General features: G+C 61.9%; 24 protein-coding genes. 10 read left to right on the top strand and 14 right to left on the bottom strand.

Going from position 1 to position 15680, the window contains the following annotated elements; translation table 11 throughout:
• Nucleotides 1-73: 73 nt before the first annotated feature.
• A complete protein-coding gene (locus AC5ZFO_RS41060) occupies nt 74-499 on the bottom strand; it encodes a hypothetical protein (protein WP_231142003.1) in 426 nt (141 codons plus the stop codon).
• 351 nt (nt 500-850) lie between these two features.
• On the opposite strand from AC5ZFO_RS41060, the gene AC5ZFO_RS41055 reads away from it, so the two are divergent.
• Nucleotides 851-1153: a DUF6894 family protein gene (locus AC5ZFO_RS41055; protein ID WP_496123633.1), complete on the top strand. Its 303-nt coding sequence runs from the start codon at nt 851-853 to the stop codon at nt 1151-1153.
• Nucleotides 1146-1892 (top strand): DUF5131 family protein, encoded by a 747-nt coding sequence (locus AC5ZFO_RS41050; RefSeq protein WP_282522413.1) that lies wholly within the window; start codon nt 1146-1148, stop codon nt 1890-1892. The genes AC5ZFO_RS41055 and AC5ZFO_RS41050 overlap by 8 nt, the downstream gene beginning before the upstream one ends.
• Here the strand turns inward: AC5ZFO_RS41050 and tcmP are convergent.
• Entirely contained in the window at nt 1882-2505 is a 624-nt protein-coding gene (tcmP, locus tag AC5ZFO_RS41045; RefSeq protein WP_282522427.1) for a three-Cys-motif partner protein TcmP, read from the bottom strand. The genes AC5ZFO_RS41050 and tcmP overlap by 11 nt on opposite strands.
• Here tcmP and AC5ZFO_RS41040 point away from each other — a divergent pair.
• Nucleotides 2504-2680 (top strand): hypothetical protein, encoded by a 177-nt coding sequence (locus AC5ZFO_RS41040; protein WP_282522412.1) that lies wholly within the window; start codon nt 2504-2506, stop codon nt 2678-2680. The two genes, tcmP and AC5ZFO_RS41040, sit on opposite strands and share 2 nt — an antisense overlap.
• A 205-nt stretch (nt 2681-2885) precedes the next feature.
• On the opposite strand, the gene AC5ZFO_RS41035 is transcribed toward AC5ZFO_RS41040, so the two are convergent.
• The 3 genes from AC5ZFO_RS41035 to AC5ZFO_RS41025 form a co-directional block, all read right to left on the bottom strand.
• On the bottom strand, nt 2886-3293 hold the full coding sequence (locus AC5ZFO_RS41035) for a lipoprotein (RefSeq protein ID WP_496123632.1): 408 nt from the start codon (nt 3291-3293) through the stop codon (nt 2886-2888).
• 457 nt (nt 3294-3750) lie between these two features.
• The gene (locus tag AC5ZFO_RS41030; protein ID WP_496123631.1) at nt 3751-4455 is read right to left on the bottom strand and encodes a GrlR family regulatory protein; all 705 of its coding nucleotides are present in this window, start codon (nt 4453-4455) and stop codon (nt 3751-3753) included.
• Between the two features lie 257 nt (nt 4456-4712).
• On the bottom strand, nt 4713-4862 hold the full coding sequence (locus AC5ZFO_RS41025) for a hypothetical protein (protein WP_007591825.1): 150 nt from the start codon (nt 4860-4862) through the stop codon (nt 4713-4715).
• Nucleotides 4863-4961: 99 nt separating this feature from the next.
• Here AC5ZFO_RS41025 and AC5ZFO_RS41020 point away from each other — a divergent pair, with 99 nt between their 5' ends.
• Entirely contained in the window at nt 4962-5420 is a 459-nt protein-coding gene (locus tag AC5ZFO_RS41020; protein WP_282522410.1) for a hypothetical protein, read from the top strand.
• 91 nt (nt 5421-5511) lie between these two features.
• Here the strand turns inward: AC5ZFO_RS41020 and AC5ZFO_RS41015 are convergent, their stop codons facing one another.
• From AC5ZFO_RS41015 to AC5ZFO_RS41000, 4 genes are all read right to left on the bottom strand, one after another.
• On the bottom strand, nt 5512-6333 hold the full coding sequence (locus AC5ZFO_RS41015) for a tetratricopeptide repeat protein (protein ID WP_282522409.1): 822 nt from the start codon (nt 6331-6333) through the stop codon (nt 5512-5514).
• A gap of 32 nt (nt 6334-6365) precedes the next feature.
• A complete protein-coding gene (locus AC5ZFO_RS41010) occupies nt 6366-7049 on the bottom strand; it encodes a substrate-binding domain-containing protein (RefSeq protein ID WP_282522408.1) in 684 nt (227 codons plus the stop codon).
• Nucleotides 7050-7067: 18 nt separating this feature from the next.
• A complete protein-coding gene (locus AC5ZFO_RS41005) occupies nt 7068-7769 on the bottom strand; it encodes a GrlR family regulatory protein (RefSeq protein WP_282522407.1) in 702 nt (233 codons plus the stop codon).
• Nucleotides 7770-7965: 196 nt separating this feature from the next.
• Complete coding sequence (locus AC5ZFO_RS41000; protein WP_008129886.1) at nt 7966-9000, bottom strand: glutamine synthetase beta-grasp domain-containing protein; 1035 nt, start codon at nt 8998-9000, stop codon at nt 7966-7968.
• A 536-nt stretch (nt 9001-9536) separates the two neighbouring features.
• Here AC5ZFO_RS41000 and AC5ZFO_RS40995 point away from each other — a divergent pair.
• Entirely contained in the window at nt 9537-9740 is a 204-nt protein-coding gene (locus tag AC5ZFO_RS40995; protein ID WP_282522406.1) for a DUF2735 domain-containing protein, read from the top strand.
• A gap of 111 nt (nt 9741-9851) precedes the next feature.
• Here AC5ZFO_RS40995 and AC5ZFO_RS40990 read toward each other — a convergent pair whose 3' ends face one another.
• Nucleotides 9852-10178, bottom strand: coding sequence for an MliC family protein (locus tag AC5ZFO_RS40990; protein ID WP_496123630.1), 327 nt, complete (start codon nt 10176-10178; stop codon nt 9852-9854).
• A 68-nt stretch (nt 10179-10246) separates the two neighbouring features.
• Between AC5ZFO_RS40990 and AC5ZFO_RS40985 the strand changes: the two genes are divergently transcribed.
• Complete coding sequence (locus AC5ZFO_RS40985) at nt 10247-10990, top strand: tyrosine-protein phosphatase (protein WP_282522404.1); 744 nt, start codon at nt 10247-10249, stop codon at nt 10988-10990.
• Here AC5ZFO_RS40985 and AC5ZFO_RS40980 read toward each other — a convergent pair.
• On the bottom strand, nt 10980-11711 hold the full coding sequence (locus AC5ZFO_RS40980) for an SGNH/GDSL hydrolase family protein (RefSeq protein WP_496123629.1): 732 nt from the start codon (nt 11709-11711) through the stop codon (nt 10980-10982). The two genes, AC5ZFO_RS40985 and AC5ZFO_RS40980, sit on opposite strands and share 11 nt — an antisense overlap.
• Before the next feature lie 131 nt (nt 11712-11842).
• On the opposite strand from AC5ZFO_RS40980, the gene AC5ZFO_RS40975 reads away from it, so the two are divergent.
• Nucleotides 11843-12523, top strand: a complete 681-nt coding sequence (locus AC5ZFO_RS40975) for an SDR family oxidoreductase (RefSeq protein ID WP_282522402.1) — start codon at nt 11843-11845, stop codon at nt 12521-12523.
• Here the strand turns inward: AC5ZFO_RS40975 and AC5ZFO_RS40970 are convergent.
• Nucleotides 12520-12867 (bottom strand): GrlR family regulatory protein, encoded by a 348-nt coding sequence (locus tag AC5ZFO_RS40970; protein ID WP_282522401.1) that lies wholly within the window; start codon nt 12865-12867, stop codon nt 12520-12522. The two genes, AC5ZFO_RS40975 and AC5ZFO_RS40970, sit on opposite strands and share 4 nt — an antisense overlap.
• Nucleotides 12868-13010: 143 nt before the next feature.
• Between AC5ZFO_RS40970 and AC5ZFO_RS40965 the strand changes: the two genes are divergently transcribed.
• From AC5ZFO_RS40965 to AC5ZFO_RS40955, 3 genes are all read left to right on the top strand, one after another.
• Complete coding sequence (locus tag AC5ZFO_RS40965; RefSeq protein WP_282522400.1) at nt 13011-13697, top strand: DUF2161 domain-containing phosphodiesterase; 687 nt, start codon at nt 13011-13013, stop codon at nt 13695-13697.
• Nucleotides 13698-13722: 25 nt separating this feature from the next.
• The gene (locus AC5ZFO_RS40960; protein WP_282522399.1) at nt 13723-14022 is read left to right on the top strand and encodes a putative quinol monooxygenase; all 300 of its coding nucleotides are present in this window, start codon (nt 13723-13725) and stop codon (nt 14020-14022) included.
• A gap of 85 nt (nt 14023-14107) precedes the next feature.
• A complete protein-coding gene (locus tag AC5ZFO_RS40955; protein WP_282522398.1) occupies nt 14108-14413 on the top strand; it encodes a hypothetical protein in 306 nt (101 codons plus the stop codon).
• 78 nt (nt 14414-14491) lie between these two features.
• On the opposite strand, the gene AC5ZFO_RS40950 is transcribed toward AC5ZFO_RS40955, so the two are convergent.
• Nucleotides 14492-15103 carry a GNAT family N-acetyltransferase gene (locus tag AC5ZFO_RS40950; RefSeq protein WP_282522397.1) on the bottom strand — a complete coding sequence of 204 codons (612 nt, stop codon included), beginning with the start codon at nt 15101-15103 and terminating at the stop codon, nt 14492-14494.
• A gap of 150 nt (nt 15104-15253) precedes the next feature.
• Entirely contained in the window at nt 15254-15655 is a 402-nt protein-coding gene (locus tag AC5ZFO_RS40945) for a PaaI family thioesterase (RefSeq protein ID WP_282522396.1), read from the bottom strand.
• Nucleotides 15656-15680 lie beyond the last annotated feature (25 nt).

Here is a 15680-nt window from a genome sequence, read left to right as displayed (position 1 = left end):
ACCCCGTTTCATCATCTATCGGGGGACAGCCACCATCATGACCCCTTGCTCGGAGCCGGGCCCATTACCGCATCTAGATTGCGAACGTCGTGCCAAGATTGAGGACCATCTTTACCATCCACTGGCCCTTGATCGTAAAGGTCGTAGGAGTGGGGTTGGGTATCTCGAAATTAAAAAAGACGCTTCCACTCTTGTTAAACGCTACGCCGGACAATGCATCTGGTAAAAATGACACGTTTTGCGTGACGTCACCGCGATGCCCCTTGATGTCCTTCAATGACCATGGCCCGCTGATGTTGCGCATAAGTTGCGTATCAAGCTGGAAGTCCGTGTCCGAAACGCCGCTCCCGGAAAGTGGCCCGGAGCAACCTAGAAGTGCGGCGATGTTAGCTACTCTGCTGCCAATCTTAAACGATATCGATGCGGTGCCCGACGACGTGCGTATCCTCAGCACGTGCGCAGCAATAAACCAATCATCAGCTTTTGTGTCGGCGGACATGACCGCCTCCCACTGTAACTGGACCATCACTCTAGCGACTGGAGATTAACGATCCTGATGTCATACTCATGTGAAGAGGGTCACATTCTAAGACTTTTTAGCGCTCACCCGTTGGCTCGTTCTCCGCATCGGTCGGGACGACTTTCGGTGCGAACGCGCGCCGCTAACTTTGTGACAAGCGTCCGTGCTTTCGAGTGCCTTCGATTCCTTGATGTCGGCGGCAGTCCACTTAGGCGGCAACCGCGACGCCGCTTGCTAGCGCAGCTGTCGCACGACCCTGTCGTTTTTGACAGGTGCAGACCTCCCGAACTGGGCGCATGAAGGCCGCTAAAGGATGGAGGGCCTGCGGCTATGCGATGTTATTACTTCCCGATCTTCCACAACGGCGAGACACAGGCGGACGAGGTTGGAGAACTATTTGGCTCTGCTGAACTGGCGGTCCAATACGGCGCCTGTGTCGCTCGGGATATCGCCAGCGATCCCGAATATGACCCTAGTGCGGGCACGGTTGTGATCGTGCTCGACGACTCCGGTGCAGAGATCGAGCGGCGGAAGCTGAGGGGCGGACGGAAGCGGTGGAGGTGGAGTTGGTTAACGAAATATCACCACACTTCTTGTGACACTCTGGACTCTGAAGGGGAATTCCATGGCTGAAACCTCGATCGAGTGGACCGATGCGACGTGGAATCCTGTCGCCGGCTGCGCCATTCTCTCGCCCGGCTGCACCAACTGCTACGCCATGCGGATGGCCGCGCGCCTCGATGCCATGGGTGTTGCGAAGTACAAAGGGCTGACGCGAAAGACCGGCGGCCGAGCGAAGTGGACCGGCAAGCTTTATCTGGATCGCAAAGCGCTCGACGCGCCGAAAGGATGGAGTAAGCCACGCCAGACTTTCGTGAACTCAATGTCGGACCTCTTCCACGAAGATGTGCCGGAGGATTTCGTTACCGAAGTGTGGTCGACGATGGCGGCGACACCACAGCATACATACCAGATCCTCACAAAACGGCCGGACCACATGGCCAAGATTACCTCAGCTCTGCCGTTGTTGCGCAACGTTTGGCTCGGCACTAGCGTGGAGAGCGCGGACTATTTTGGCAGAATCGATGAACTGCGTGCGGTGCGCGCCGTGGTGCGCTTCATCTCGTTTGAGCCACTGCTCGGGTCTGTCGCCGACGCCAACCTCAAGAGAATTCACTGGGCAATTGTGGGCGGCGAGAGTGGTCCGAAGGCTCGGCCGATGGATGCTGAGTGGGTTCGCGAAATCGAGTCCGCATGTCGCCGCTACGGCACCGCATTTTTCTTCAAACAGTGGGGCGGCAAAAACAAGAAAGCCGCTGGGCGCACATTGAATGGGCGGACCTACGATGAGATGCCTTCAGCTACAGCTTGAAAAAATCACCTTGTCCTTCTGGGTTGGCAGCCGTCTTCCAAAATTTGTGCGCGAGCTCGTGCTTGGCTACCAGAAGCAGCCAGTAGAGGTGCTGGCCACCACTATTTTTTAGGAGCTTCATTTCGGTGGATGCCTTGGTACCTAATCCAGATACCAGGTCCCTCCAATGATCGATAATCTCGCCGCGGATGCCACGCTGAGCCTGATCAGCGTCGATTACATCTTTCCAGCCTGGGGCGAATCTGTCGAACGCTGATAGAGCAGATCCGATGTTTTCGTCTAGGTTTCGTTGAAGGTCCATTTTGCTGAGGTGAACCAGCATATCCATTCGAGTCCGGCGCGAGAGCGTCCTGAAGATGTTGATGTCCAGGGCGCCCAAGCTGTACGGATCGATGAATGCGAAGTGCAGGCCCTTCGGTTCTAAGCGCTTCAGAATTGCGAGCGAAGTATCGACGGCTTCGCCACGGATAGCGGCCACAGGTGCGCCAAGCGCGCGCAGACGCTTTGTCGCAGCGTTGAGCCGTTCCTCATCCATGTCGGCGATATACATTTGCGAAAAAGGCGCCTTGCCGGCTACGCTCTTCCGCCACGCGGCAACGCAGCTTCCGTCAATGAAAGCGCCGGTGGTTTTAATCTTTGAGCGACCTGGTCCGCCTGTATCTGCCGTCAGCGGAGGATTGTTGATCGATTGCGATCACAATCGTCGTTATCACGCCGACGATTCCAACGAGTCCTGCGACGACGATGCCAACCCGCTGGAAGCCCCGGATAAAGCGGGCTCCAGCTGACAATGGCGGTTTCGGCGTAGCGATTGGTCCGATCTCTCTCATGTGGGCCGTAGCTGATAGGTGGGCGCGCGTCTGCCACGGCCCAGAGGAAGGTAGTCAAGCAAGCAACGGAAAAATCTTCCGTTGCTTTCACCAGGGAGACGGCCAACACGGCGCAGCGCCCTGTTTCGGATTGAGCGCGTCGTACACCCGCACGCCTGTTTAATCAAATCACCGGACAATTCTGATCGCCCCCGGCCCACCCCAGTAACAGCGTTTTGTATCTCTCGCTTGCCAAGGTGTTGCCTGAACGAACCGTGAGCTTTGAGCCAGTCGGCTGCTTATCGACGCGGGCCGAAACGTAGTAATTGCGCGTGCCTATGTTGATCAGCGACAGTGATAGCTCGCCGTAGCCGAGTTCTGAATACAATTCGGAGTCCATCGCAAAGGATGCGTAAGCACCGACATTGCCGGCGAAGCAGCGTTTTGCGGTTGACGAAACTCGCCGGTAAATTTCCTGGTAATTCTCGGAGTACGTCTGGACGATCGGCGCCGCTTTGGCTTCGAGGTCGGCCGGCGTCGAAGAGCAGCCCGCGAGCAAAAGCGCGGCTCCAAGTGCAAATATGTACTTCATGAATCTCCCCAGACCCACGGCAACTTTACGGCGTGGGTACGGGATTGGGCAACTAGGCTTTAGTCTTCTTGTCGAGGAACGCCGTGATCTTACGGGGCACCAATTGTGAACCAGTTCACACTTGTGCGCCGCGATTGCTGATATGGCAGCAGCTGCTGGAGGATTTCAGGGGCCAGCAATAGAGCGCCGCCGGGACGTGTATTTCGAGCCCAGCGGCGTAGTTTTTGTGGGCAACCGCGAGGCGTACAATAGCCAGCCCGTTAGGCTCGAGTCCGCGGTCACTTCTTTGCCTTCAATTGCATATAGCGCGCGGCCCTAGCGCGTGCTCGCTCCAACGTTGCTTCCTTAGCTTTTAGGACGGCAAGGTCCGTTTCAAGCCTCTCGAAGAGCGGCAGATGGACTTCACCGTTCTGCGGTGCTCGGTGCATCTCATAGGCCAACCGGTCGAGGCATCGTTCTAGGCCCGCCGCATCAGTTTGAGCGAGGCTGCAAGGCGCAGGCTGCGCTTGCCGGCGAGCGCGATGCCTTCGATCTCGCCGCTATCCACCGTGCAGGTTCCGGAGAAGCCGATCCCGACCTCATAGCCGCCGAACACGGGGTTCTCGCCCTTCGCCGGCGTGTGCTCCTGGTTCAGCATCTCGCCCTTCCAGCGGCCGTCCGCCGAGGAATATGAGCCGAGATAGTAGAAGAACGCATCGCCGCCGAGGATGCGGCCGTCGATCAGGAGCATCACGCCCGATAATCCGGCATCGACACCATCAAGCGCGCGCAGGCTCATCCCATAGAGTCCGTTGGCGATGCCGCCCGGACCGACCGCACCACTCGGAGGCAGCCCCTCGTCGTCGAGCCGGGTGAGATTGGCCCAGAATTTTGCGCCCGGCATGGTGTCCGCGCCACCCTCGAGACGGATCTGGTTGCCGGTGAGCCGCCCGCGCGCACCGATCGAGGCGATATCGGCTCCCATCAGCGGCTTGTAATTGGGATCCTCGTTGTGCCGTTCGGTGATCACCTCGGCGACGATCTCGCCGTCGCGCTCGGCATAGGTTCCAAGGTGCGCGAAGGCCGAATTGCCGCCCAGCATCTTGCCGTCGTGCAGGCACATGATGCTGCGGCCGAACGCATCGTTGACGCCGTATTCAACCTTGTAGAGTCCGTCCAGCAATTCAATAAGCCCATAAAATCAAAAAAGAATCGTGGGCTACCTAGCACTGTCGCCGCACCGAGGCCATCCGGCTTTTCCGCGCAGGGCCGGGAGCGGAGCCCACTCGCCGTATGATGCCATCATGCCCCTGTTTTGCCCGACGGGTCAATCGGTTTTTCGCCAAATACGAAATGAGTGATTTCAACGACTTGGCTACTGTGCACGGGGTTGTTTTTCGACTTTTTGTCTGCCCTGTCCGGAGCCACCTGCCTCACACGCTAGTGACGCTTGAAATACTGCACTTCGCGCTCGTGCTTCTCGGCCGCGGCGCGGCTCCTGAACGTGCCGAGGTTGCGGCGCTTGCCGGTCTTGGGATTCACCTTGCGTGAATAGAGGCGGTATTCGCCGGATGCCAGTTTGCGGATCATGTGGACCTCCCGCTCGTTGTGACACAACGGCCCGTGTTGGAGCTGGTTCCCCCTTGAGACTGCTTCGAACCCGCCGGCGCAAACGTGCGACCAATCGGCATGGACCAGATAGAACCATCAGCCGAGGAACTGATCGCAGCGATCGTCGCCAGCGCAGCGAAGCAGCCGCTGCTTGATGCGGCTTTCGAGCTCTGGCGCTGGCGTTACCGATTGGATTCGATCGAGCAGCGTCCGACCGCCGAAGAGGTCCGCGTCAATCGCACCCTCACGCCGGAGCAGATCAGCGCGAAATATCGCTACGACCGCGATCATGCCCACGAAGGGCCGATGTTCGGTTATGTGAAACGCGCCCATCCGCGAGCCAGTGACGATGCGATCCGGCACGCCATCATCACCGCCGTCAAATTCGAGGGCGCGGCCGAGGCACATTTCAACTGGGATGGCGATTTCTGGGACTGCATCGTGCGCGCGGTGGCGCAGGCCGCCGCGCAATATCCCGACTTTCTCGATACGACTTATCGCGATGCCCGCAACAATCTCGCCTACTACATGAAGTAGTCAGCTAGAAGCATGATCCGGAAAAGTATGCAGCGGTTTTCCGGAATGATCATGCTCAAGCAGTAATTCTAAAGCGCGATCTCATCGCGCTCTAGAAGCAGAGCGTGGTGACGAGCTTGCCCTGCTTGTCCTTGATCGCATAGGGACAGCGGAGCCGCTCCAGCGCCTTCTTGGCGTCCTCGTCGCCGAGCGCGGCAGCGCGCTCGTAATAGGCCTTGGCGGCATCCTTGTCCTTGGCGCCGCCGCGGCCTTCCTGCGCGAAGGCGCCCATCCGCTCCAGCGCACCGGGATGGTTTTGCGCCGCCGCCTTCTCGAACATCGCGCGCGCCGCGACGTCGTCCTTCTCACCGCCGTTGCCGTTGGAGAGCATCAGGCCAAGCTGGTACTGCGCCTCCGCGTTGGTCTCGGCCGCTCTGCCGAGCAGCGTGCGCGCCTGTGCGGGATCGGCCGGCGCAGCACCGCCAGCGCCGCCGAGCGCGGCAAGATTGCTGACACCGCGAGGATTGCCGGCCTGCGCCGCCCGCTCGAACAGCTTGCGCGCTTGTGCTTCGTCTTTCGCAATACCGGAGCCGGTGCCGTAGGCGACGCCGAGCTCGACCATCGCCGCGCTCGATCCCTTGTCGGCCGCCTTGCGCCAGGTGGCGATCGCTTCCGCCGTCTGCCGGTTGGCGGCATAGGCGCGGCCGAGCGCGAACATCGCCCGCCGCGACGACGGTGCGGCCAGCTTGCAGAATTTGACGGCGGTCGCAATGTCGGAGGCAGCAAGCTCCGTCACGCCCTTCACATCGGCCGGCTTGTCGGGATCGCTGGGATCGGCGGCCAGCCGGTCGCACAGGACGAGGTCGGCCGATTGCGCATGCGCCGACAACGGCGCAGCGAGCGTGAGGAGGATGGCAAGGAGACAAGTCCGCATGGGCGCCACGTTGCGTCTCTGCTCCGGCAAATTCAAGGCTCGAGTCCCGATTGGCGCAGCACGGGGACGACCTCCGGCGATGCCAGATAGCGCAGCAGCCGATCGGCCGCTTCGGCATGTCTGGCGCTCGCCATGCGGCCGGCGGAGAACACGGCCGGTGTCTGCAAATCGTGCGGGATGGGACCTACGACCTCGATGCCGTCGACCTGCTTCAGCTCGCTGACCTGCTGCACGGCGAGGTCGGCCTCGCCGCTGACGAGCCGCTCCGCCGTGAAGCCCTGCTCGACGATGGTCGCCTTGGCGTTGATCTCGGCCGCGATGCCCCATTGCTGGATCAACTGGGCAAAATAGACACCGCTCGCGCCCAGCCGCGAATAGGCGACGGACCGCGCCGCGAGCAGCGTTTTGCGGAGCGCGGCTTCGCCGCCAATATCGGGATGCGCCTGCCCTGCCCGCACGGCAATGCCGACGAAGGAGCGCGCCAGATCGGCTGCGCTAGCCGCGGCCACGCGGCCTTCGCCGATCATCTCGTCGAGCCCCTCACGGGTAAGGATCACGAGATCGGCGGCCTCGCCGTCGCGTAGCCGCTTCAACAGCGCCAGCGTTGGCGCGAAGTCGGCGTCGACATGGATGCCCGATGCGCTCTCAAAGGCGGAGGACAGGCTGCGCATCGCGCCCATCAGGCCGAGCGTCGAGAGCATGCGAATGTTTTCCATGGGCTATTCCTGTCGCGATCAGGCGCGATGCATCAGCTTGAGCGCGGCGGTCAGGCGCAGGCTGCGCTTGCCGGCCAGCGCCGTTGCCTCCAGCACCGCCTGCTCCGCGTCATAGGTGCCGGAGAAACCGATGCCGACCTCGTGGCCGCCGAAGATCGGATCGTCCTTGGCCGGCGTGTGCTCCTGGTTGAGGATCTGGCCCTTCCAGCGCCCCTTGGCCGCGGTGTAGCTGCCGAGATAGTAGAACGAGGCATCGCCGCCGAGGATGCGGCCCTGGTTGAGCAGCATCACGCCGGTCAGGCCGCCATCGACGCCGTCGAGCATGTGCAGGTGCACCGAATAGAGCCCGTCGGCGATGCCGGCCTCGCCGACCCCGCCCGCGATCGGCACCTCGTCTTCGGTGATCGGCGTCATCACCGACTGGAACGGCACGCCCGGCAGCTCTTTCAGCTCGCCCTTGAAGCGAAAGAGATCGCCGTCGGCCCAGCCCTTCGCAAGCAAGGTCGCATCGTCGGTGCCCGCCATGGCGCGGTAGTTCGGGTCCGGGTTGTGGCGGACTGTCATGATGACGACGTCGACGCCGGCTTCAGTCCTCTCATAGGTGCCGATATGAGCGAAGGCCGAATTGCCGCCGAGCATCTTGCCATTGCCGACATGCATCACGCTCCGGCCGACCGCGTCGCCGAGCTGAAATCGCACCTTGTAGAAGCCTTCAAACACCAGCCGTGTCCCCGGCCCCGCGCATCCCGGGACATTCTATCCCGGTTTCGCCGGCGATGGACAGACTTCAAGCCGGCATGGCCGGCAGACCCACAACAACGGCTGTCATCGGAATGCAAAAATCCGCCGGAGCTTTGCAGCTCCGGCGGATTGAAGACCAACCCGGGCCGGCCCCCCGGCCCGGGCCGGGAGGATCTTAGGCCGCGGCCTTCTTGTCGGCGGGCACGGACGCGATCGTCTTCAGGATCTGCGAAGCGATCTGGTATGGGTCGCCCTGCGAGTTCGGACGGCGGTCTTCCAGATAGCCCTTGTAGCCGTTGTTGACGAAGGAGTGCGGCACGCGGATCGACGCGCCGCGATCGGCAACGCCGTAGCTGAACTTGTTCCACGGCGCGGTCTCGTGCTTGCCGGTCAGACGCTTGTCGTTGTCCGGGCCGTAGACGGCGATGTGGTCCATCAGGTTCTTGTCGAAGGCCGCCATCAGCGCCTCGAAGTACTCCTTGCCGCCGACCGTACGCATGTACTCGGTCGAGAAGTTGGCGTGCATGCCGGAGCCGTTCCAGTCGGTGTCGCCGAGCGGCTTGCAGTGGAATTCGATGTCGATGCCGTACTTCTCGGTCAGGCGCAGCATCAGGTAGCGGGCCATCCACATTTCGTCAGCGGCCTTCTTGGAGCCCTTGCCGAAGATCTGGAATTCCCACTGGCCCTTCGCGACTTCCGCGTTGATGCCTTCATGGTTGATGCCGGCAGCCAGGCAGAGGTCGAGATGCTCTTCGACGATCTTGCGGGCGACGTCGCCGACGTTGGAGAAGCCGACGCCGGTGTAGTACGGACCCTGCGGCGCGGGATAACCCGAGGCCGGGAAGCCGAGCGGACGGCCGTCCTTGTAGAAGAAGTATTCCTGCTCGAAGCCGAACCAGGCGCCGGCGTCATCGAGGATGGTGGCGCGCTTGTTGGAGGCGTGCGGGGTCTTGCCATCGGGCATCATGACTTCGCACATCACGAGCACGCCGTTGGTGCGCGCGCCGTCCGGGAACACGGCGACCGGCTTCAGCACGCAATCGGAGCTGTGGCCTTCGGCCTGCTGCGTGGAGGAGCCATCGAAGCCCCAGAGCGGAAGCTGCTCGAGCGTCGGGAACGACGCGAATTCCTTGATCTGTGTTTTGCCGCGCAAGTTCGGAGTCGGCGTATATCCGTCGAGCCAAATGTACTCGAGCTTATACTTGGTCATTGAGCCTCTCTGTAGATGATGCGAAAGGTGGGGTTGAGAGCCCCCGCACGTTTGTACCCGGCCATCATCGGCCGACCCTCTACAAGCATTTTGCGTGCCAAAAGGCCGCAGTGCGGGAGGTTTTCCACCGCGGCCGGGATCGGCCCGCCGACGGCAAACCGTCCCCGGCGGCATGCGTCATAGCCGCGCACCTTCGCGTGAAGCTGCACTGCAAAAATCCCGCGGAAAACGCCTGATTCTGGAGCAGACGCACCGTTGCCGGAGGTTGCCGATGAAACGCGCATCAACGTCCGGCAACTTTCGCAAAGTCTTGCGCCTGTGCCTAGCAACCTTTGGAATGGCCCAGGCGTTAGCCACCGACAGGGTGCCTTAGGGGATGCAGAGGGTCACATGCCCACAGATTAGGCAGCAACTGATTTCCTTTTCAGCACTTTCCAATTCGGGATGCGCGGCCGATATGGGGAATCCAGTAACCACAATCGAACGAGTCGGGCGCACCATGGAGGCCAAGGCGCTTCGACCCAGGAGCAATCGCAATGATGAATAATGGTCTGAATCACGGATCTGCAACGATCTACCAATTCCCTGTCGGGGGCCGCGCGGCTCTCGCCGGACGCCGCCATGGCGACACCCGCCTTCCCGCCGATCATGCTTCGCTTCCCGCGAACGTCTCGATCTGCAGCGACAGCTGGTACCACCAGGATGCGGTCGACGAAGCAAAGCCCAAATGGGAACGCTAATGTTTGTGTTTGGTATGATACCGCCGCGCTCGCGCAAGCGTCCGACGGAAGTTTGAAAAAGGGTCGAAACAACGAGGTTTCGGCCCTTTTTGATTCCTGGTGGCCTCCCGGCTAGAGCGCGGGCTTTTCGATCACCGCACAGGCCGTGACCGGCCGCTTCAGATGCTTGACCGTGGTCGCTCCCGTCTTGCCGATCCTCAGCGTGATCCCTGCCCCCGAATAGCGCGCGCCAGAAAGCGCCAGCCGCCTCTCCAGCGTGACAGGTTCGCCGTCGATTTGGAGAAAGGCGCGTTTATCATCGTCATAAAATCCCACGATGAACTGCGTACCATCGGCGCAGCGATAGGTCCGGAACGTCTGCGCATCCGCCTGTCCCGCACCGAGAATTCCGCCCGACAGCACGGTGATCGCCAAGACAATGGCCTTTTGCCGGCCCATGATTGCCCCCTGAATGCACTCAAGGACGCCGTAGTGCGTCCAGTGGAAACATAACCCAAGCTGATCTCATGCCAGATTCCCCTGCCCGCCACCTCGCCCTGCAAGGCGCCAGCAATTTTCGCGACCTCGGCGGCTATCCGACCATCGATGGCCGCACCACGCGCTGGCGCCACATCTTCCGCTCCAACCATCTCGGCCAGCTCACGGCCGCCGACGTCGAGATCGTCCGTGCGCTGGGTGTGCGTAGCGCCTTCGATTTTCGCGGCGTCGAGGAGCGCGCGGCCGGCGTCTGCGTCGTGAACGAGATCACGGTGCATTCGCTCCCGATCGAGCCGACCGTCGTGGCCGCGCTGCGCGCCGAGCTTGCCAAGGGCAGGCTCACCGCGCCGGTCGCGCTCGAACTCATGCGGGAGTCCTACCGCAACTATGTCCGCCACAACACGCACAGCTTTCGCGACCTGTTCGGCCATCTCCTGGAGGACCGCGCGCCGCTGGTGATCCACTGCACCGCCGGCAAGGACCGCACCGGCTTTGCCAGCGCGCTGATCCTGCATGCGCTCGGTGTGGCCGACGAGGTCATTGCCGAGGACTACCTGTTGACCAACCAGCACTACAGGCGCGACGCGACGGCCGCCATCGACCTGCCGGACGACGTGCGCAACGCCATTGGCAGCGTCGAGGCCTCGTATCTTGCCGCTGCGTTCGAGGCCGTCGGCAGGGAGTACGGCGATATCGAGACCTATTTGCGCGATGGGCTCAAGCTGGGCACGGCCGAGCGGACCGCGCTGAAAGAGCGCTATCTCAAATCGTAATCAGACACGGGCATCTTTGTGTCACGCCGGTCTTCGTTAGGATCGCCGAACGAAGAGCGCGCGCAACATGCATCGTGCTCCAATCGCTCTGATGCAGCTTCAACTCATCGTCAGGCGCGATTAGCTGCTCGAACGTCGCGTTGTTGTACGTGTGCCAATGCCGCATCAGCGCCCAGCGCTGGAACAAATTGACCTTGGCGTCTTTCGCCGCGGTCCGGATTGCCGAGACCATCTTCTCCGAAAGCTCGGCATTGTCCTCGATCATGGCTGTCACGTATTGCGGGTCGATCAGAATGACGTCCATGGTCGGGTGACCGCGCAGGAGCTTCAATCCCTCGGCGATCTTCCCAACCACTTCATCGAAGTCGAATTGCTCCTTGCGAAACACAGCGTTGGTTCCGACTTGCCAGAGCACCAGGGAAGGATTGTCGGCAAAGATATCGTCGTTGAACCGATCCACTTCCTGTGGCGCATCTTCACCGCCCTTGCCGCGGTTGAACACGTCGATCCGGATGTCTTTATGGAGGTCATCATCCTTATAGTGTTTTCTCAAATACAGCTCGAGCCGCGCGGGATATGCAACGACGTTGCCGAGTCCGGCCGTCGAGGACGACCCCATCGCCACGATGCGCACGGGCCCCTTTCCGCCCAATGCCTTCCTGAAATTCTCCAGCGGGTACTGCAGATCAACGATCGCAGCGGGAAACTCGAGGGTCGGCAAATTGTCAGCCATGAAACAACCTCCTCAACCATCTAAAGTTGCATTTATAGCCCAATTTGGAAGCCGCCGCCATTGCAAGTCCAATTCACCGCGCGCAATAGTTGGCGCGAATTGAAACGACGGAGAGCGCCGTGCAGGGAAAAGTCATTGTCGTGACGGGCGCGCTCGGCGCACTTGGCAAGGTTGTCGCCGAGACGGCGTTGGCGCGGGGCGCGCGCGTGGCCGGCATCGATCACGCGCCCTCGCAGATGCCAGCAACGCCCGAACGCATCGAGATCGGCGGCGTCGATCTGTCCGACCCAGCACAAGCGAAGACGGCGGTCGAGGCGGCGGCAAAGCACTTCGGCAGGCTGGATGCGCTGATCAACATCGCCGGCGGCTTCGCGTTCGAGACCGTCGGCGAAGGCGACATCAAGACCTGGCAGCGCATGTATGCGCTCAACGAGCTCACGGCCCTCAACACCTCGCGCGCCGCGCTACCGCATCTCGCCGCATCCGGGGCCGGTCGCATCGTCAATATCGGCGCCATGGGCGCGCTTCAGGCAGGTTCCGGCATGGGCCCCTATGCGGCGTCGAAAGCCGGCGTGCATCGCCTCACCGAGGCGCTTGCCAACGAGTGGAAGGGCAAGGTGACCGTGAACGCGGTGCTGCCATCGATCATCGACACCAAGGCCAACCGTGCCGACATGCCGAAAGCGGATTTCTCCAAATGGGTAACACCGCAGGAACTCGCCGAGGTGATCCTCTTCCTCACCAGCGACGCCGCGAGCGGCGTCACCGGCGCGCTGATCCCGGTGAGCGGCCGGGTCTAGTCCGGCACCAATAACCGCAGATTGCCTTTGAAGCGGATGCTCTGCTTGCCGGCGAGCGCGATGCCTTCGCCATAGGCGGTCTCGCCGGTGTAGGTGCCGCTGAAGCCGATGGTCACGACCTTGCGACCCCACACCGGGCGCTCGTCGAACGAGGGCGAATGCTCCTCGTTGGTCAGCTCGCCCTTCCACTTGCCGTCGGCCGCGGCGTAGCTGCCATAGGCGAAGAAGAATGAATCGCCACCTCGCATGTTGCCGTCGCGCAGGACCATGACGCCCTGGTTGCCGCCCTGGACGGCATCCAGCATCTCGATGCGAATGTGATAGAGCCCATTCCTGATTGTCATCTTCGTAAAGCGCCCGACTGTCCCGCTCGCAGGATAGCCGTACCATCGGTTCCCGATCAAATGGCACAGAGCCACAAATGCGTTCCGAGCTAGACTGGTAGCAACTGATTCTCGGATCGGAACGCAAGACCCGGACGCTTTCCTTGGAAACCGCGCTTTATCTACCCGTCAAACGCTTCCTCGAAGAGCTCGGCTTCACGGTCAAGGGCGAGATCGGCGGCTGCGACCTCGTCGGTCTCAGCGCCGGCGATCCGCCTGTCGTGGTGATTGGCGAGCTCAAGCTCGCCTTCAATCTCGAGCTGATCCTCCAGGCCGTCGACCGCGCGCCCGCCGGCGACGAGGTCTGGATCGCCGCAAAGATGTCCGTGCGTGGCAAGGGGCGCGAGAGCGATGCGCGCTATCGCAACCTCTGCCGCCGCCTCGGCTTCGGTATGCTTGGGGTGACCGACCGCGGCCAGGTCGAGGTGCTGGTGAAGCCACCGACGGCAGCGCCGCGCCGCGAGCCGAAGGTCCGTTCGCGCCTGGTCGCCGAACATCAGCGCCGCCAGGGCGATCCCGTGCTCGGCGGCAGCACGCGCGCGCCGATCATGACGGCCTATCGCCAGCAGGCGCTGGCCTGTGCGTCGGAACTCGCCGGTGGGCCACGAAAGGTGCGCGAATTGCGCGAACGCTGTCCCGATGCCGGCAAGATCTTGCTTAACAATGTGTATGGCTGGTTCGAACGTGCGGACCGGGGAATCTACGGGCTGACCGAGGCCGGACACGCGGCGCTGAAACGCTGGCCGCAGGCACCGATGAGAGAAACGCCCCGCGAGGCATCGCCGCCCTAACGGAAATCACGTCGGGAGACATCGCATGATCGTTGTGACTGGCAGCGTAACGGTCCGCACCGAGACGTTCGACGAGGCGCGCCGCCTGAGCCTCGAGCATGTTCATCGGTCGCGACAGGAGCCCGGCTGCATCTCCCATGCAGTGCATGTCGACTGCGAGAACCCGCTCAGGCTGGTGTTCTTCGAGCAATGGGCCGACCGCGCCGCGCTCGCCGCCCACTTTGCGGTACCCGCGTCCGGCGAGTTCGTGCGCGCCCTGCGCTCACTGGCCGCAGGGCCGACCACGCTCGACCTTTATGAGGCCAGCAAGCTCGCAAATCTGTGAGCGCATAGCTGTGATGCCACACCAAATTCATATTGCAATGCAACATCTCCGGCACTAGGTATCCCGGCATCAAACCGAGGCCGTTATGAGCGCAGACTGGAATACCAAATATGGCACGCGGCGCGTGCGCCACGATCCGCCGACTCTGGACGAGGCGATCTTCGCCGCCGTCGGCATCACCGACGATCAGGAGCAGCAGGCAGAGATCGCCTCAGCGCTGATGGGGATGCCGCTCGAAATCGTGCAGGCCGAGGTGAAGAAGCAGGCCCGCACCAACGGCCGCATCACCGCCACGCGCGTGATCGCAGGCGAACAGGGTGCGCAGCGCTCGGTGGTGGTCGAACGCCGTGTCGTCCGCCGCTTCGGCAACGACAAGCGCACCGGTACCTGAGCGCTTAATTCCCTATCCCCAATACGAAAGCGGACCGGTTTTGCCGGTCCGCTTTTTGATTCCAGTCCGCTTTTCGATCTAGGCGGCGCGATTGCCGTACATGCTGGAGATGATCTTCCAGCAGGTCGAGTTGAAGCTGAGAAGAGCGTGGCCAGCCGTGAAGGGCGAGGCCGCGAGTTCAGCGAGCTCGGCCTCAGGCGTCTTGGCGAGATCGATCGTGCCGGTCGATTCGCCATGACGGAATTGCAGATTCGCTCCGAACTTCCTCGCGAGCGCCCGCATGGCGTGATTCTCGGCGCCGGTGGTGATGCGCAGGCGCTTGTAGCCTTTCCAGCGCGCTTCCGCGATCAGCCGGCTGAACAAGATGGTGCCGACGTTCTGGCGCCGCGCCGAAGCTTCCACGCTGAAGGCGACCTCGGGCAGCGAATCGTCCTCCGGCGGATGCAGCTCGGCTGCACCACGGACCACGCCGTCGACGATGTAGGCGACAATCACGGTACCGTCCTCGGCGCAGCGGGCGGCGTAACGCTCGATGAAGCTGTCGTCGAGAAAGCCGTTGAAACGGTCGTGCCGGCTTGCGGAATCAAGTCGCAGGAGGTGATCGCGCAGAAGCGGCAATTCTTCCTGCTGGCTCAAGGTCCGCACATAGCCCGGAACGGGCGTCGTGCGGGTCGTGTCTTCAAGTACCACGTCAAAACTCCTCTTGGTGTCCCTCGAGGAGGCGTTCGAATCCCTAGGCCCCCAATATTGTGCGCCGCAGCATGTTTTGCAAGACGGGAACCTGCCCAAGTTTCAGGCATCGGAGACGACTAATTCGTTAATAAAATCAAGCCCCCGTAGTCATACGAGGACCAGCTGAGTCTGGGTGACCACGGCGACCAGCTTGCCGTCATCGGTCTCCAGCCGGGTGGTCCAGACCTGGGTCCGCCGTCCCCGATGGACCGGTGTCGCCGTGGCGATAACCGTGGTTCCCTCCTTCGCCCCGCCGATGAAGTTGGTCTTGCTCTCGAGCGTCGTGGTGCCCTTGGCATCCTCCGGCAGATTGATCACGGTCGCGGCGGCACCGACGGAATCGGCGAGCGCCATCACCGCGCCGCCGTGGATGGTGTGGTGAAGCGTGCAGAGGTCGGGCCTGACCGCCATCCGCGCCACCACTCGGTCCTTCTCGGCCTCGACGAATTCGACGCCCTTGAGCTCGGCAAACGGCATCTTCATCGCTTTAAGTTTCTCGAGCGGCGTCATCGGATCTCCTCCCAATTCATTGTTG

It is taken from the genome of Bradyrhizobium sp. Unk1, assembly GCF_059512345.1.
This window is presented reverse-complemented; position numbering and strand designations above follow the sequence as displayed.

Coding starts and splice junctions, on each gene's coding strand:
- AC5ZFO_RS41060 (WP_231142003.1), bottom strand. CDS start 499: ATGTCCGCCGACACAAAAGCTGATGATTGGTTTATTGCTGCGCACGTG.
- AC5ZFO_RS41055 (WP_496123633.1), top strand. CDS start 851: ATGCGATGTTATTACTTCCCGATCTTCCACAACGGCGAGACACAGGCG.
- AC5ZFO_RS41050 (WP_282522413.1), top strand. CDS start 1,146: ATGGCTGAAACCTCGATCGAGTGGACCGATGCGACGTGGAATCCTGTC.
- AC5ZFO_RS41040 (WP_282522412.1), top strand. CDS start 2,504: ATGAAAGCGCCGGTGGTTTTAATCTTTGAGCGACCTGGTCCGCCTGTA.
- AC5ZFO_RS41035 (WP_496123632.1), bottom strand. CDS start 3,293: ATGAAGTACATATTTGCACTTGGAGCCGCGCTTTTGCTCGCGGGCTGC.
- AC5ZFO_RS41025 (WP_007591825.1), bottom strand. CDS start 4,862: ATGATCCGCAAACTGGCATCCGGCGAATACCGCCTCTATTCACGCAAG.
- AC5ZFO_RS41020 (WP_282522410.1), top strand. CDS start 4,962: ATGGACCAGATAGAACCATCAGCCGAGGAACTGATCGCAGCGATCGTC.
- AC5ZFO_RS41015 (WP_282522409.1), bottom strand. CDS start 6,333: ATGCGGACTTGTCTCCTTGCCATCCTCCTCACGCTCGCTGCGCCGTTG.
- AC5ZFO_RS41010 (WP_282522408.1), bottom strand. CDS start 7,049: ATGGAAAACATTCGCATGCTCTCGACGCTCGGCCTGATGGGCGCGATG.
- AC5ZFO_RS41000 (WP_008129886.1), bottom strand. CDS start 9,000: ATGACCAAGTATAAGCTCGAGTACATTTGGCTCGACGGATATACGCCG.
- AC5ZFO_RS40995 (WP_282522406.1), top strand. CDS start 9,537: ATGATGAATAATGGTCTGAATCACGGATCTGCAACGATCTACCAATTC.
- AC5ZFO_RS40990 (WP_496123630.1), bottom strand. CDS start 10,178: ATGGGCCGGCAAAAGGCCATTGTCTTGGCGATCACCGTGCTGTCGGGC.
- AC5ZFO_RS40985 (WP_282522404.1), top strand. CDS start 10,247: ATGCCAGATTCCCCTGCCCGCCACCTCGCCCTGCAAGGCGCCAGCAAT.
- AC5ZFO_RS40970 (WP_282522401.1), bottom strand. CDS start 12,867: ATGACAATCAGGAATGGGCTCTATCACATTCGCATCGAGATGCTGGAT.
- AC5ZFO_RS40960 (WP_282522399.1), top strand. CDS start 13,723: ATGATCGTTGTGACTGGCAGCGTAACGGTCCGCACCGAGACGTTCGAC.
- AC5ZFO_RS40955 (WP_282522398.1), top strand. CDS start 14,108: ATGAGCGCAGACTGGAATACCAAATATGGCACGCGGCGCGTGCGCCAC.
- AC5ZFO_RS40945 (WP_282522396.1), bottom strand. CDS start 15,655: ATGACGCCGCTCGAGAAACTTAAAGCGATGAAGATGCCGTTTGCCGAG.